This window comes from Carboxylicivirga sp., assembly GCF_982718395.1.
On sequence record NZ_CEXQWX010000070.1, the window covers coordinates 13,169 to 29,445 of the forward strand.

Annotated in this window: 18 protein-coding genes; 4 read left to right on the forward strand and 14 right to left on the reverse strand. The window is 38.3% G+C overall.

Annotation, left to right across the window (positions count from 1 at the left end):
- Positions 1-123: 123 nt before the first annotated feature.
- A complete protein-coding gene (locus AC4MRQ_RS13805) occupies positions 124-1,341 on the forward strand; it encodes a uracil-xanthine permease family protein (protein ID WP_491198271.1) in 1,218 nt (405 codons plus the stop codon).
- Between the two features lie 73 nt (positions 1,342-1,414).
- Here the strand turns inward: AC4MRQ_RS13805 and AC4MRQ_RS13810 are convergent, their stop codons facing one another.
- From AC4MRQ_RS13810 to rsfS, 7 genes are all read right to left on the reverse strand, one after another.
- A complete protein-coding gene (locus tag AC4MRQ_RS13810) occupies positions 1,415-1,684 on the reverse strand; it encodes a cytochrome C oxidase subunit IV family protein (protein WP_491198272.1) in 270 nt (89 codons plus the stop codon).
- 17 nt (positions 1,685-1,701) lie between these two features.
- Positions 1,702-2,319 carry a cytochrome c oxidase subunit 3 gene (locus AC4MRQ_RS13815; RefSeq protein ID WP_491198273.1) on the reverse strand — a complete coding sequence of 206 codons (618 nt, stop codon included), beginning with the start codon at positions 2,317-2,319 and terminating at the stop codon, positions 1,702-1,704.
- Between the two features lie 232 nt (positions 2,320-2,551).
- A complete protein-coding gene (locus AC4MRQ_RS13820) occupies positions 2,552-3,205 on the reverse strand; it encodes a phosphatidylserine decarboxylase family protein (protein WP_491198274.1) in 654 nt (217 codons plus the stop codon).
- 19 nt (positions 3,206-3,224) lie between these two features.
- Positions 3,225-4,034, reverse strand: coding sequence for a phosphatidate cytidylyltransferase (locus AC4MRQ_RS13825; protein ID WP_491198275.1), 810 nt, complete (start codon positions 4,032-4,034; stop codon positions 3,225-3,227).
- A 55-nt stretch (positions 4,035-4,089) separates the two neighbouring features.
- Complete coding sequence (locus AC4MRQ_RS13830) at positions 4,090-4,731, reverse strand: LutC/YkgG family protein (RefSeq protein WP_491198276.1); 642 nt, start codon at positions 4,729-4,731, stop codon at positions 4,090-4,092.
- A complete protein-coding gene (gene ftsH / locus AC4MRQ_RS13835; RefSeq protein WP_491198277.1) occupies positions 4,724-6,742 on the reverse strand; it encodes an ATP-dependent zinc metalloprotease FtsH in 2,019 nt (672 codons plus the stop codon). The genes AC4MRQ_RS13830 and ftsH overlap by 8 nt, the downstream gene beginning before the upstream one ends.
- 15 nt (positions 6,743-6,757) lie before the next feature.
- Positions 6,758-7,129: a ribosome silencing factor gene (rsfS, locus tag AC4MRQ_RS13840; RefSeq protein ID WP_491198278.1), complete on the reverse strand. Its 372-nt coding sequence runs from the start codon at positions 7,127-7,129 to the stop codon at positions 6,758-6,760.
- 207 nt (positions 7,130-7,336) lie between these two features.
- On the opposite strand from rsfS, the gene AC4MRQ_RS13845 reads away from it, so the two are divergent.
- Entirely contained in the window at positions 7,337-8,086 is a 750-nt protein-coding gene (locus AC4MRQ_RS13845) for a biotin--[acetyl-CoA-carboxylase] ligase (RefSeq protein ID WP_491198279.1), read from the forward strand.
- Positions 8,087-8,121: 35 nt separating this feature from the next.
- Here the strand turns inward: AC4MRQ_RS13845 and AC4MRQ_RS13850 are convergent, their stop codons facing one another.
- Both AC4MRQ_RS13850 and pyrE read right to left on the reverse strand, forming a co-directional pair.
- Positions 8,122-8,526 carry an SRPBCC family protein gene (locus AC4MRQ_RS13850; protein WP_491198280.1) on the reverse strand — a complete coding sequence of 135 codons (405 nt, stop codon included), beginning with the start codon at positions 8,524-8,526 and terminating at the stop codon, positions 8,122-8,124.
- 137 nt (positions 8,527-8,663) lie between these two features.
- Positions 8,664-9,296, reverse strand: coding sequence for an orotate phosphoribosyltransferase (gene pyrE / locus AC4MRQ_RS13855; protein WP_491198281.1), 633 nt, complete (start codon positions 9,294-9,296; stop codon positions 8,664-8,666).
- A gap of 7 nt (positions 9,297-9,303) precedes the next feature.
- Between pyrE and AC4MRQ_RS13860 the strand changes: the two genes are divergently transcribed.
- Together AC4MRQ_RS13860 and AC4MRQ_RS13865 are read left to right on the forward strand one after the other, a co-directional pair.
- Complete coding sequence (locus AC4MRQ_RS13860; protein ID WP_491198282.1) at positions 9,304-9,915, forward strand: NUDIX hydrolase; 612 nt, start codon at positions 9,304-9,306, stop codon at positions 9,913-9,915.
- Positions 9,916-10,011: 96 nt separating this feature from the next.
- The gene (locus tag AC4MRQ_RS13865; RefSeq protein ID WP_491198283.1) at positions 10,012-10,641 is read left to right on the forward strand and encodes a hypothetical protein; all 630 of its coding nucleotides are present in this window, start codon (positions 10,012-10,014) and stop codon (positions 10,639-10,641) included.
- A 113-nt stretch (positions 10,642-10,754) separates the two neighbouring features.
- Here the strand turns inward: AC4MRQ_RS13865 and AC4MRQ_RS13870 are convergent, their stop codons facing one another.
- From AC4MRQ_RS13870 to AC4MRQ_RS13890, 5 genes are all read right to left on the reverse strand, one after another.
- The gene (locus AC4MRQ_RS13870; protein ID WP_491198284.1) at positions 10,755-11,408 is read right to left on the reverse strand and encodes a c-type cytochrome; all 654 of its coding nucleotides are present in this window, start codon (positions 11,406-11,408) and stop codon (positions 10,755-10,757) included.
- Entirely contained in the window at positions 11,392-12,558 is a 1,167-nt protein-coding gene (locus AC4MRQ_RS13875) for a hypothetical protein (RefSeq protein WP_491198285.1), read from the reverse strand. The genes AC4MRQ_RS13870 and AC4MRQ_RS13875 overlap by 17 nt, the downstream gene beginning before the upstream one ends.
- A gap of 23 nt (positions 12,559-12,581) precedes the next feature.
- On the reverse strand, positions 12,582-13,097 hold the full coding sequence (locus AC4MRQ_RS13880) for a DUF3341 domain-containing protein (RefSeq protein WP_491198286.1): 516 nt from the start codon (positions 13,095-13,097) through the stop codon (positions 12,582-12,584).
- Positions 13,098-13,099: 2 nt separating this feature from the next.
- Entirely contained in the window at positions 13,100-14,467 is a 1,368-nt protein-coding gene (gene nrfD, locus AC4MRQ_RS13885; RefSeq protein ID WP_491198287.1) for an NrfD/PsrC family molybdoenzyme membrane anchor subunit, read from the reverse strand.
- The coding region (locus AC4MRQ_RS13890) for a 4Fe-4S dicluster domain-containing protein (protein ID WP_491198288.1) at positions 14,467-16,277 on the reverse strand (1,811 nt) is incomplete at its 5' end. The genes nrfD and AC4MRQ_RS13890, both read right to left, overlap by 1 nt.

Here is a 16,277-nt window from a genome sequence, read left to right on the forward strand (position 1 = left end):
CAAACATAACAATTGAACACCATATAATCTTATTGAGAAACTCCCTAAATAAACCCTTCAATTAGAACAATTTGATTGATATTCTTAATTTTGCGCAGTTTAACATGTAACGTTACCGTCATTATGAAGCAATCTAAACCCCAGATGCACCTAAGTAAACAGGTCATTATTGGTATTCAATTTCTCTTTGTGGCTTTCGGTGCCACAGTACTTGTTCCATTATTAGTTGGCATTGATCCTTCGATTGCCCTATTTTCGGCTGGTATTGGAACTCTTTTATTCCATTTAATCACCAAAGGAAAAGTGCCTGTATTTTTAGGAAGTAGCTTTGCCTTTATCGCTCCGATTGTAGAGGCTACCAAACAATTTGGTTTACCGGGAACACTTTCTGGTCTTATTGCTGTTGGTATTGTTTATATAGGCGTTTCAGCATTAATTAAAGCACGTGGTTTAGGCTTTATTGAACGACTGTTTCCTTCAGTAGTTGTTGGTCCGGTTATTATGGTTATTGGTCTTTCATTAGCCTCTGTTGGTGTTGATATGGCTAAAACAGATTGGCTAATTGCGATTGTATCCCTGCTAACAGCAGTTATTGTTGTTATTTATACAAAGGGATTAATTAAGCTGATCCCTATTTTTGTTGGAATTGTATCAGGGTATGTTTTGTCGTTGTTTCTTGGGAAAGTAGATTTTACTCCGATAAAAGATGCAGCCTGGTTTAGTTTACCTCCATTTGTAATGCCTGAATGGAGCTGGAACGCTATCATTTATATGATACCTGTAGCTATTGCTCCACTTATCGAACATGTTGGCGATATGTATGCGATTGGTGCAGTTGCCGACAAAAACTATGTAAAAGATCCGGGATTACACCGTACTATGCTGGGAGATGGTATTGCAACTTCATTTGCCGCCATAATCGGTAGTGTTCCGAACACAACTTACTCTGAGGTAACCGGTGCCATTTCTTTAACTAAAATTACTGATCCAAAGATATTGCGTATCTCTGCTATTACTGCCATCGCATTTTCATTGATTGGCAAAATCAGTGGTTTCTTAAAGTCAATTCCACAAGCTGTATTAGGTGGTATCATGCTACTTCTTTTTGGTATGATTGCCAGCGTTGGTATTCGCACACTTGTTGACTCTAAAGCAGACTTAACCAAAACCCGCAACCAGGTAATTGTTTCAATTATATTAACTGTTGGAATTGGTGGAGCTGTTATTGAATTTGGCAATTTCTCATTAGCAGGTATTGGTCTGGCTTCATTAGTTGGTGTGATCTTAAACTTAATCTTGCCCGATAAATCAAAACCTGTTCATATTGAAGATGAACATTAAAATATAGACCTCTAAAACAACAAAGGCGATGCTCATATGAACATCGCCTTTGTTGTTATTTATTTATCATTTCTTAACCCACAAAAGCTACAAAAAATATTAGCAAAGCAAGTGCCATTATACCTGCTATCAGAAGTCGCGAAAAACCACTATCCAGCTTAATATTCATAAACTTAGATAATACAACTAATGCACTGACAATTGCCAAACCAATAGCAATAAGCGTACTTAAATAACCCAGATTCAGGGTACTCAGTCCAGCTGATATTAATGTCAAAACAACCAGACCTAAAAATATAAGGGTATATGATGTTGCTGATAAAGTATTATTCTGATTTTCCATACCGATAAGATTAAGAATTATAACAAGTAAAACAATGGGAAGATCAATACCCAGATGAGTGTTGCCAAATGCCAGTAAGTTCCGGTTTTCTCAATTAATGAATAATTATTGGCATTAACTGTATTATCATTAACTTTTGTCGTTGCATAAATTAACACTGCAAAACCTGCCAAAAGATGAATTGCATGTAAGCCTGTCATGAAAAAGTATAAACCAAAGAACAATGTATCACCATGTCCCAATCGGGCTAAATCCTCACTCCCTGGAAATAATCCAAAATCAATTCGTCCTTTCCATTCAAAATAGCGATTTACCAAAAACATAAATCCTATAAAAAGGGTGTTAAGTAGCCAAAACAATGCGGCCATCTTATTTCCTTTTTTGATAGCAATTAAAGAATAAGCCATTCCTAAACTACCTCCCAGTATAATAATGGTATTTAGTAAACCAGAGGTTATACTCAACTCACTTGAAGCCAAATCAAATGCAACACCATTTTTATATCTGTAAACAGCATACAGTAAAAACAATCCGGCAAAAAGAAGCAATTCAATAAATATAAACAGCCACACTCCATTTAGTGTCGACTCTTTTGGCTGAGATAAATTTCTGGTCACAGATAATGATTGACTCATAATTAGATGATTTTGTTACGACTTCTGCTCTTAATTTTTCTATTTTGAGGTGATAAAAATATATAAAAGTATTTAATTACCTATTTCTCTCTTTAAATTCTTTTATAGCAATTCTATGCACCACAATGATCATACGATTGATAATAACAAACTAATCGTACAGAAGTTTTAAGTAGCTACTATAAAAAAGAGCTACCCATTTGGATAGCTCTTAATATGAGTTTCATAAACATTATTTTAACCAACCGAGGATTGTTTGCCGACCAACAACTTTCTGCTCCAGCTTTACATCAATTTGACTATCCAATGGCAGATACAAATCAACTCTGGAACCAAATTTAATAAATCCCATTTGCTGTCCCTGATCGACAGTTGTTTCCTCTTCAGCGTAACACACAATACGTCGCGCCATTGCACCAGCAACCTGCCTAACTAATATCTGTGTTCCATTTTTATTTTCAAGAACAACAGTTGTTCGTTCATTTTCAGTGGATGACTTTGGTAAGTAAGCCGCCATAAAACGTCCGTTATGGTGACGGAAATATTTTACAATACCTTTAATAGGAAACCAGTTAATATGTACATTAAAAACCGACATAAAGATTGAAACTTGCAGACATTTTGTTTTCAAGTATTCATCCTCTTCAACTTCTTCTACAGCTACTACTTTACCATCAGCGGGTGCAATAATAGCCCCATCCTGAATGATTGCCTCTCGTTTGGGATTTCTGAAGAAATTCAGAACCAATGCGAAAATTATAAAAGAAGCGAGGGTTGAGAATTGAGTGACTTCAACTCCTGCCAGAAAATAAATTCCGGTGTTAAGCACCAGCAAAAATGCCAGCACTGTAAATATTGTTCCGAAACCTTCTTTATGAATTGTCATTTTTCTTAAACTAAAACTGTTATCCTAATAAAACAAATAGCGCAAACACCATCGGTGCCGCAAATAATACTGCATCAAAGCGATCTAATACACCACCATGTCCTGGCAGTATAGAACCAGAATCTTTAATTCCCACATTGCGCTTCAGCATGGATTCAACCAAATCACCTATAGTACCAAACACTGTTACTGTAATAGCTGCAATAATCCAAACCATCTGACTGGATGTCCCGGTTATTTGATAAATCACATAAGCTGCAATAATAGTGAACACCAAACCTCCAATAAAACCTTCCCAGGTCTTCTTTGGCGAAATACGCTCAAATAATTTATGTTTACCCAAACTAACTCCAACAAGGTATGCACCACTATCGTTACACCAAACCAGTATAAAAAAACCGATAAGTATCTCTGCCTGAAACGTTCCGTTGATACAACCGGTAAGGAATAAAAAAGATAATGGTAATGATATATATACCGGTACCATTAAACTTAATGCAATACGCTGAAAAGGATTTTCACCACCTTTAAACAACTCGTGTACAAATGGTAACCAAACCATTGGCATCAGTATAACATACCAGCTTCTGGCAATATATCCCTGCGTATCTAAGAATACCAATATTTGAAACGAGAGCCCAAGTAAAAGAGAGGCAAAAATGTTTAATCGACCATATTTCTTTTCAAGCAACCTACCCAACTCTAAAATACCTATCACAGCCACTAACAAACAAACCATAAAGAATGCGATTGGGTGGACAAAAATAGAACCGGCAATGGCACCTACGAATAGGATACCGGTTAAAGTACGCTGTAAGAAATTGTTCATCGATTATCTTTAGAGGTGCAAAGTTAATATATCCTTCCAAAAATGAAAATTATCATTATTTGCGAAGGAAAAGTATCAATTCTTTAGAACCATGTGCACCCATCACAAGAGTTTTTTCAATATCTGCGGTTCTACTTGGACCTGTGATGACAGTAGCCTGTGAAGGCAAATTATCACCATATTTCTTTTTTAATAGGTCAATTGCATCATCCAGAAATGATACAATTTGCCTCTCATAAGCAACGACAATGTGTACCGGTGGGAAAACATTTAACAGACGACCTGATTGTTGTCCTGAACTAACCATAATTGACCCGGAGCGAGCAATTAAGCATTCACAAAAAGTAACACCTACCTCAATTTCAACAAATTTAGATTCATCAATTAAGTGAATCTCATCTGGAAGCAACTCTTTTATCTGCTCATCGCGGCATAAAATATTGTTCCAGCTGTTTTTTCTAACAAGGCTTAAAAATTGTTGCCTCAGGGCATTCTCTGATTCACACCGGAACACTTGTCCATTTACTTTCTCAAACTCCTCAATGAATGTTGTCAACAGGTTTTCTGGTTGAGGAAAAACGTCAGCGGACCGACTCCTTTCTGGAATCAGTCCGCTTTTATTTTCACAAACACTCTTCAGCCGATTTAAAATGTTGGCTCGTGCTTTATCAGATGTATTTTTTATATTATTAGTCATTACTTTCCGAAGAAGTAGCTTCTTCCGGTCCTTTATCTTTGGATAAATCCTCATCTTCGTCATCTTCCTCGATGACATGCTCAGATATTTTGCGTTTACCGAATATCTTCTCAAGATCTTCGCTAAAAATGACTTCTCTCTCAAGCAACAACTCAGCAAGCTTAGAGTGTTTTTCATGGTTATTAACCAGTATTTCCTTTGCTCGCTTATACTGTTCTTCAATGATACGACCAACTTCTTCGTCCATCAGCTCAGCTGTCTTTTCGCTATATGGTTTACTAAATGAATAATCAGTCTGACCCGAAGAATCAAAGTAACTGATGTTACCAACCTTATCACTCATACCATAATAAGAAACCATTGCGTAAGCTTGCTTCGTCACCTTTTCAAGATCACTTAATGCTCCGGTACTAATTTTTCCAAACATGATTTCCTCAGCCGCCCGGCCACCAAGTGTTGAACACATTTCATCCAGAATCTGCTCAGTTGTTGTTAACTGACGTTCCTCAGGAAGGTACCATGCGGCTCCCAAGGCTTTTCCACGAGGTACGATGGTTACTTTTACTAAAGGATGTGCATGTTCAAGTAGCCAACTAATCGTAGCATGTCCTGCTTCGTGATAAGCAATCGCCTTTTTCTCATCCTTCGATATAATCTTATTTTTCTTCTCTAAACCTCCTACAATTCTGTCAACTGCACTTAAGAAGTCTTCTTTCTCTACAATCTTTTTATTGTTACGCGCAGCTATGAGTGCAGCCTCATTACAAACATTGGCAATATCGGCTCCTGAGAAACCGGGTGTTTGTTTTGCCAGGAAGTCACTCTCAACATCGTCATGTAATCGCAATGGACGCAGGTGAACTTCAAAAATTGCCTTACGCTCTTTTAAATCAGGCAACTCAACATGAATCTGGCGATCGAAACGACCGGCACGCATTAAAGCACGATCCAGAATATCAGCACGATTAGTCGCAGCCAGAATTATAACACCACTGTTTGTACCAAAACCATCCATTTCAGTTAACAGTTGGTTAAGTGTGTTTTCACGCTCATCGTTTGCTCCCATGTTAGGGCTTTTACCCCGGGCACGACCAATTGCGTCAATCTCATCAATAAACACGATACAAGGTGATTTTTCTTTGGCTTTCTTAAACAAGTCGCGCACCCGGCTGGCACCAACACCAACAAACATCTCTACAAAATCAGAACCTGACATACTAAAGAACGGTACGTTAGCTTCACCAGCAACCGCCTTAGCTAAAAGGGTCTTACCAGTTCCCGGAGGTCCTACGAGCAAAGCACCTTTTGGAATTTTACCACCTAACTCTGTATATTTTTCCGGCTTCTTTAAGAATTCAACAATTTCTTCCAACTCTGTTTTGGCTTCTACTAAACCAGCTACATCCTTGAAGTTAACATTGATATCCGACTCTTTGTCAAATATCTTGGCTTTCGATTTACCAACATTAAAGATGTTTCCAGCTCCACCGGCTCCTCCTTGAGCGCCCATTCTACGGAATATAAATACCCAAATGGCTATTAATAACAATAATGGCCACATGAAGGACATAAAGTCACCCAAGTAATTCTTTCGGGTTTCATACTTTACCGGAATGCTTTCTCCTAACTCATTTTCTGCCGCTTCTCTAACTTCTTCAAACTTATCAATAGAGGCAATGTTCACCAGAAAGTGAGGACCAACCGTTGGAGGACCTGAACTTGTAAGGGTCTCTTTGAATAAATCCTTAAAGGCATCTAACTTATCTTCTTCAATAGTAACTTCAGCAGTACCTTCGTTACGAACAATCACAATTTGTTTAACATCACCACTGGTAATAATACGATCTACAAATGTACTGTAGTTCACCTCATGCGCGCCCTGTCCAAAGTCAAGTTGCAATAGCAGTAAAAGAGCAATGGCAATCATCCCATAAATCCAATAAAAATTGAATTTCGGAAGTTTTGACTTGTCTTTATCGTTACCAGGTGTATTAGGTTTTTCGTTTGACATGTGTTTACTTTCTAGTTAAAATAGGTTTTCTATATTGGTGCGTTCAGCATCGGCCCATAAGCCTTCCAGATTATAAAAATCACGTTGTTCTTTATGAAAAACATGCACTACTACATCAAAATAATCTATCAAAACCCATAGTGCATTTTCCTTTCCTTCAATATGATTCGGTTTGTCTCCTAACTGCTCCCGCACATAATCTTCAACTCCATCAGCAATCGCATCTACCTGCGTTGTACTCTCACCTTCACAAATTACAAAATACTGACAGATGGTGTTATCTAATTTTGACAAATCCAAGACAGCAATATTTGTGCCCTTCTTATCTTGAATTCCTTCCACAATGGCATCTGCTAATTTTTTAGCAGAATAAATTTCTTCAATCATTCGCAATCTACTCTTGTCTGTTGCTTTATTGCAGCTATATTTTTTGGATTAAAAGTACACCTGTATTCACTTTCAACCCTCTTTTAAAGCAAACACCCCAAAATATACTTTTGCTCAAAGATACTACTTTTAAAAAATTTTAAACACCTATTTTTGCTAAATAGAAAAAGAGCCGATTGGCCTGTCAATTTTTCACACTAAACTGTAATGATGACATATTCACATCCTGATTTTCTATTTTATCCACAACTGGAATCGACAAACTCGGAACTAAAAAAGCTTTTACTAAAAAAGAAATTAGCTGAAAATACTGTTGTTATCACGGCTCATCAAATAGCAGGAAGAGGTCAGGTTGGTAATAGCTGGGAAAGTGAAGCTAACAAAAACTTAACTTTTAGCCTCTTATTAAGACCTGCTTTTCTGACTCCTCATTTGCAATTTTATATATCAAAGCTTGTTTCACTTGCTTTGATTGATACAATTAAACAATTAACCAATATTCAGGCAACTATTAAATGGCCTAATGATATTTACATCAATGATTCGAAGGTATCCGGTATTTTAATCGAAAATTCGATCTTAGGCAGTCAACTCGATTATAGCATTGCAGGCATTGGATTAAATGTTAATCAGGAAACATTTGTTTCTGATGCGCCTAACCCGATTTCGTTAAAGCAAATAACAGGAAAAAATTATAATATTGAAAATGTACTTGAGTTACTGCTTGAGAACATTGAGCATTACTATCATCAATTAGAGATTAATCGTCTGGATTTAATCGACAAGGCCTATTTTAATTGCTTATACCGAAAGGATGGTATTTATTTGTTTAAAGATAAGGAGGGAATCTTTAAAGCATCAATTGATCATGTTAACGAAATGGGTATGCTAACACTCGTTGATAAAGGTGGCAGGAAAAGGGAATATGCCTTTAAAGAAGTAAGTTTTGTTTTATAGCTTTACTGTCAGTCAAAAACTGACAGCTTATAATTTTAATACTTGTGATTGGCAATTGCTTCTGACAATACCTCAAGAAACTTTTTAATCGGCTTGCTGGCTACCATTTTAATCATTGGATTCATATCCGCCTTAATAGTCAGTTTTACGCGTGTATCATCGTCTGCCATCTCTTTCAGCTGAATCCAAAGAAAGAAATTGAATGGCGTTTTACCTTCGGCTGTATACTTAATCACTTTTGGCGATTCTTTATCAACTATCCGAAGACCAACTTCTCCAACAGGATCAATTGAAAAACGACAACTGTCGCCAAATGATTGCCAGTTACTTATTTTATCCTTAGGGATTACTTCACCAAAATGGTCAAAGTCTGATAAAAAGTTAAACATTGTTTCGGCCGGATAATTGGCCTTTTTTATATCGCTTTCGAAAGTTGTCATCTGAGAGATAATTAGACTATTAGAAACAAGAGGCTAGATGATTTACAAGCCACAAAGAAAAAAAGAGCAAGCCTATTACAGACCTGCTCAGGATTAATATTTTAAGCTGGCTGCCAGAATCTAACAACCATAAACTTTTACTTCTTCCAGTTTGCCGGATCTTTACGCCACTCTTGTAATGTAGCTACATCTTCGGCTGATACATATCCTGATTCACTTGCAAAAGGAATCATTTGTTCATATGAGCTTAAAGTTGTTAACTCAACGCCTGCTTTTTCAAAAGCCTCACTTGCAACCGGAAATCCGTATGTGAAAATAGCTAACATACCCATAACTTCAGCATCTGCTTCACGAATTGCCTCTACCGCTTTCAAGCTACTTCCTCCGGTAGAAATCAGATCCTCAATTACAACCACTTTCTGTCCTGGCTTTAAATCACCTTCAATCAGGTTTGTTAAACCATGACCTTTAGCTGATGAACGTACATAAATAAATGGCTTATTAATTGAGTCTGACACTAAAGCTCCCTGTGCAATAGCTCCGGTTGCGACTCCGGCAATTACATCAACCTCCGGATATTTTTCCAATACCAAACGTGCGAATTCCAACTTAATAAAATCACGCACTTCCGGGTAAGAAAGCGTTTTACGATTATCACAATAGATAGGTGAATTCCACCCAGATGCCCATGTAAAAGGGGTTGCAGGTTGCAATTTTATTGCCTTTATTTGCAACAACTGTTTGGCAACGATTTCCGCTAATTTTTCCATACCGCAAATGTATAAAGTTTTTTTCAAGGATAGAACTCTTTTTTTAACCAACAAGCTGGAGCAGGATCTCTCTGAAAACTTTGATGCTCTGCACAAGTACACCTCTCACCATGAACTAAACAATTTCATTGTAACCTTTGAAATGAATGAGCAATTAAGAGCTGGTTATGTTTATGGAAGTAATGAGGACTTTCTCTTAAACGCTTTAAAGAAATGCTTTAGATTCATCACTGCGGCAGGAGGCTTGGTCGTCAATCCCAAAAATGAATATCTTATCATTCATCGATTAGGATTATACGATTTACCTAAAGGAAAATGTGAAGCCGGTGAAACCTTTCGTAAAACAGCAATACGTGAGGTTGAAGAAGAATGTGGGTTGGACAACCTTGTCATCAGGCACCCTTTACTTTCCACCTTTCACACATACCAACAAGACGGTGTTCATTATTTAAAAGAAACGGCTTGGTTTTTTATGGATTACTTTGGATTTAATAAGCCAACACCCCAAACTGAAGAAAACATCACCTCAGCAGAATGGGTACCTGAAGATAAACTGAATGAGATCAAAAATCACACTTATCCATCCATTATTGAAGTTTTAAACCGAGCGGGGCAATAAATAGCTGTTAATATCTTGTTAGTTAATATTAGCTACTGATCGTTTATTCCTAAGTAACAATCCGTTAAATTCGTAACAACATTAAACACCCGAATAATGTCGTTACCGGATAATACATTGCCTGAGCACAAGCTGCAGCTGCGTGTGGAGGCATTAAATAATGAAGTAACCCGATTAAGGGAGACCTCTAAAAAACAAACTACCAAGATTAGTAATCTTCGATTGTGGTTCTATTTCACTGTTGCCTTTTCCACTACCCTCTTTTCACTTTTACTTCTTCAGGGATTCATAAAAGTACCTGATCAAACAGAAGCGGCTAATTTAAAACAGATGATTGACACCATTTATATTGAGAAAGAATTAAACATCGACTCACTGCGGAAGATTACATATAATACACATAAATCGGCACTACCCAAAGAAGATTATGACGGTATCTTATTTGCTATTCAGATTGGTGCTTATAAAGACCTTGACTTAAGCGAATATAAAGAAAACATGCTTGGATTAAAGCAAGACACCTATGACAGTATTAACCAATTTACCTTAGGTGAATTTATTGAATACGAAGAAGCAACCAACTTCCTGACCATCGTTCAAAATATGGGATTTGAACAAGCACATATAATGTCTTTTAAAAATGGGTATCGTATTCGACTTGAGAATGCTCTTGCTGAAAAACAAAAATATAAAGCAACCAATAAGAGGCCGACAACGGTTTTTTAGAAGCCTATACTGAACGTTTCGAATTGTTGCTAAATTGGGAGACTGGGAATCAGGAGTGAAAAAGCCCAGTTGAGTATATTTCAACTGGGCTTTTTCTTTAAAATTTTCATTATTTAAGCAGGTGCATTCGTTTCTGCATTTGCTGCTTCATTTTTCTTTTCCTCAGCAGCTTTACTTGCCATCGGATGCAGTTTCTCCCGAATGTAGGAAATAATTTTCCACCTTTCATCCGGTAAGATTTGTGCTCCATGAGCTCCCATTACACCGTATCCAACAGTAATCACCTGGAAAATTTCACCATCAGGATTGGTACGAATCTTTTCTGAATTTAAATCAGCAGGCAGATACAAGTACTTTTGGGAAGTATACAAATGTCCTTTACCATCACCCATATCTCCATGACAATGCAAGCAGTAAATATCATATAGGCGCTTACCTTCTTTTAAAACAGAAGCATCACCTGAATACGGATTTTGTAATTCTTGACCAGCCCATGTGCGATTCACATCTGTTTTTTCAAAATCAAATGGGATCATCTCACGCGGAACTGTTCCTTCTACTGGCAATTGATTTGTTCGGCCATTCTCCCAATTGGGATTTGGGGTATAAGTCTCGTATGCTTGTGATTGTTCCATATCAGGAAAATAGCTGTAACCCGGCTTATTTCTATCTTTATCACAACTTGTAGTAATAAACAGCACCAACAGTGTGATACCAAACATTCTAACTATATGCAAGTACTTCATATTTCTATCGAATATTGTCATAATCAAAACTTTCTTTAAAGAATGGGTGATTCTCTGGCACAACAGGTGCTTTTGCAAAACTGGAGAAAAACACGAATAGAAAGATACCCAATACAAATACCGTCATTCCTATTTCAAGAATACCAAAATCTGCATGTCCCGTTGACCCAGGCATAATTGCCAGGTACATATCGATCCAGTGTCCGATAAATACTATAATTGCAGCTGCAATTAACCAGTTAAGCTTCCTTTTCGTACCACGTGGCATCAATATTAAGAATGGCGCAAGGAAGTTAATGATCACATTAGCATAAAACACACCTTCAAAATCCTGAATGCGTTTCACATAGTATATGGTCTCTTCAGGTATATTACTATACCAGATCAATAAATATTGTGACACCCATAAATAAGCCCAGAATATACTAAATCCAAAAAGGTATTTTCCTAAATCATGCAAATGTTCATCATTAACGTGCTCCATATAGCCCATTCGTTTTAAAACAAACAGAAGAACAATAATCAAAGCAACAGCTGAAACAAAGGTGCTGATAAACATATACCAACCAAATAAGGTACTAAACCAGTGTGCATCAATTGACATGATCCAATCCCAGGCAGAAGTTGAGCTTGTAACAGCAAAGATCACAATAAAAATACCAGCAATAGTTCTTTGCTTATTGAATAACTTGATATTAGTATCTACGTCAGTTTTTAATGATGTCTTCCTGAACCACATTACCAACAGACTCCAAATTATAATGTAAGCAACTGTTCGAATGCTAAAAAACATTGGATTCAGATAACCACTTTTACCCTGCAATATCTCATCAAGATGTTCTGTATGACTCCAGTGGTAAATATCGTGCATACCTACCAATACCAGTAACATAAATACACCTCCTATCGGCACATATAACGACATAGCTTCAGGAACTCTTTGTACAGCAGTATGCCAACCAGACTCCCCCAGTGCATGCACAATTACAAAGAAAGCAGCGCTTAAGGCTATAGCGGTAAAGAAAAAGCCGTTGAGCAATACGTTAGCCCAAATACGGTGTGTATGATCCAGACTCATCGCAATACCAGCAGCCGCAAGTACAGCTCCTATAACTATTATAGCGATTAAAAAGGACTTTATCTTTTTTGAAAACTCAAATGACTTATACATAGTTCAATAATTAGTATCAGGATTTAAATATCATGATGTTTTACTCCTTCAGCACCTGCTGATTGTAATTCAGCTTGAAGCTCTTCACTATTTCCTCCACTTACCTCCAATAAGATTTGAAAACGGTCGTTTGTCACCTCTTCATCAAATATTACATTGTCAGCTCCAGGCCCTAGTTTACTGCTAATTAAGAAGCCAAATACCAATGCAAAAGCAGCCATCAAAACTGTTAACTCAAAAGTCACCGGAATAAACGATGGAACAGATAAAAATGGTTTACCTCCAAAATTAAGTGGCCATGCTTCGGTAAATACCCATGCCTGAAAACCAAATCCAATAGTTGCCCCAATAACACCAGCAATAAATCCCGCACGAGGCAAACGTGAGCGACGCATCTTCAATACTCTGTCCAGTCCATGAACAGGGAAAGGTGTGCGAACATCTGCTATCTCAATATTTTTTTCCTGTAAGGCCTTGATTCCATCAACCAAATCCTTATCATCCAGATAATATCCTGAAACAAAAGCTTTTTCTGCCATAATTACTTTCCTTTCTTAATAAACTTTTCGGTTGATGTTTTCAATACACTCTTCACCTCAGCAATCGCTATTACCGGGAAGAAACGAATAAACAAGAAGAACAGGGTGAAAAACAACCCGAAGGTTCCAACATATATACCAACCTCAACCCATGTTGGTGAATACATACTCCAGCTCGAAGGCAGGAAGTCACGATGCAGCGATGTAACAATAATTACAAATCGCTCAAACCACATACCTATATTCACAAAAATGGAGATGACGAAGGTGGCAGCAAAACTGCGACGTATCTTTTTAATCCAGAATAACTGTGGAGTAATTACATTACAGGTCATCATAATCCAGTAGGCCCACCAATATGGCCCAAAGGCACGATTGACAAAAGCATATTGCTCATAAACCACACCCGAGTACCAAGCGATAAACAGCTCAGTGATGTATGCGATACCCACAATGGAACCAGTGGCGATGATAATTTTATTCATCGACTCCAGGTGAGCTTTGGTAATGTAGTCCTCCAGATTAATTGCTTTACGCGTAATAATCATCAGGGTTAATACCATGGCGAAACCTGAGAACACCGCACCCGACACAAAGTAAGGTGGGAAAATGGTGGTATGCCATCCGGGTATAACCGAAGTTGCAAAGTCAAAACTTACAATGGTGTGCACCGATAATACGAGTGGAGCTGCCAAACCAGCTAATATCAAACTCATTGATTCGTGGCGAGCCCAGTGACGGGCTGAACCTGTCCATCCAAAACTCAAAAACCAATATACTTTCTTTTTAATTCCTTCTTTTAAGCGATCACGAATTGTTCCAATATCAGGTATTAAGCCCATGTACCAGAATAATAAGGAAACAGTCAGGTATGTTGAGATGGCGAATACATCCCACAACAATGGTGAGTTAAAGTTTACCCACACATCACGTGTATTTGGATAAGGGAAGATAAAGAAACCTAAAGGTAAACGTCCCATGTGAATGAGCGGGAATAAACCGGCACACATTACGGCAAAAATGGTCATTGCCTCCGCACTTCGGTTAATGGATGTACGCCATTTCTGACGGAACAACAACAAGATGGCAGAGATAAAGGTACCAGCGTGACCAATACCTACCCACCATACAAAGTTGGTGATTCCCCATCCCCAACCAATGGTTCTATCTAATCCCCAAGTTCCAATTCCATCCCATACGGTGATGAAAATGGAGAACAGTCCGAATCCCAGCGCAATCAATGCCAATGTTAAGCCACCAAACCAAAATTTGCCTGGCTTACCGGTCATCGGGGCATATATATCCTCGGTAACTTTACTGTAGCTTTTTTCTCCGCTAATGAGCGGCTCTCTTACTGGTGATACGTACATTAGCTTAGCATTTTATTTTTGTCTTTATTTCTTACTTTCGATAGGTACACCACTGATGGTAAAGTGTGCAACTCTTCTAACAATCCATACCGACGTGCATCTTTCAATAACTTAGACACTTTACTGTTTGGATCATTCATGTCACCAAAAGTGATAGCATCAGCAGGACAGGTTTGCTGACAAGCGGTTTTAATTTCTCCATCAGCCAACTGTCGACCGTCTTTCTTAGCGTTCAGTTTCTTATCCTGAATACGCTGAATACACATCGAACATTTTTCAATCACACCTTTCGCGCGAACAGTTACATCGGGATTCAATACCATACGTTTCAAGTCAAGTGTCATACCTGCCGGATCAACACGGTTGTTTGGAATCGAATCAGCCCCAGTGTAATCGTACCAGTTGAATCGACGCACTTTGTATGGACAGTTGTTATTACAATAACGTGTTCCGATACAACGGTTGTAAGCCATCTGGTTAATACCTTCCGAACTGTGGTTTGTTGCCGCTACCGGACAAACATTCTCACAAGGCGCATTATCGCAATGCTGACACATCACTGGCTGGCGAACTACCTCCGGATTATCTGTATCACCAGAATAATACCGGTCTAAGCGAATCCAATGCATTTCGTGTGAACGGCGTACTTCATTACGCCCAACCACTGGCACATTGTTTTCGGCCGAACAGGCAACAACACAAGCATTACAACCAATACATGAATTCAGGTCAATCACCATTCCCCAGTGATGGCCTTTGTACTCATGTTTGTTATATAAAGTCGTATGTAGTTTTTCTATTTTCTCGTGCATTTCGTTACCCGACGCTGGATTCTCCAGATACTCAGCAATGGTAGTTTCACGAACTAAAGCACGACCTTCCATTGAGTGGTGCGACTGTGTGGCAGCTAACTCATAAGTTGATCCTGTTGCTGTAGCATCAACTTTTGACACTACATATGAGCGGTGACCATTATTTAACTCTACAAATGGGTAAACATTCTTACCCAGATCACTGGCAGTGCGGCCGGCATTTGAACGACCATAACCCACTGCAACTGCTAAGGTATTACGCGCCTGACCCGGCTGTATCAAAACAGGTAATTCAACACCGTTGACATCCACCACATCACCTTGTGTCCAGCCACGAAGAGCGGCAAAGGCAGGTGAAACAGATACATAGTTGTCCCAGCAAACACGTGATACAGGTTCAGGTAATTCTTGCAACCAAGGGTTATTAGCAAGTGTACCATCACCAATCGGCACATTCTGATACAATACCAGTTCAAGATCGTTGGTTGATTTCGCGGACTTATTCTTCTGAATAATTGATGCTACATCAGCACCAGCATATATTACACTTTCTGAAGTCTTGCCTTCATCTGTAACGATACCATCACGCAGGCTCACCTTCCAGAATGTTTCAAACTGTTTGCCTTTGGATATAGCTGAATTATAAATATTCTCTTTCCAGCATAACTTAATAAAATCGTAGTAGGTGCCTTCAAAACCAGCCCAAGCCATCAGATTCTCTTGTGCTGTACGTGTTTTAAATAACGGACGAATAGCAGGCTGAGTTAATGTGTAAACGCCATTTACTAATTCTGTATCATCCCAACGCTCCAAAAAGTGAGGAGCAGGTAACTGATAATTACAAAGTAGGGATGTTTCGGTCTGTTGTGATTGAACAGCTAATCGAAGTGGCACTTTCTTAATCGCCTCTTCTGTTCGGCCACGAAGTGGTGCATGGTAAACCGGATTTGTTTCCCAGAACATCAAAGCACCAACTTTATCTTGTTCCATTCGACCTA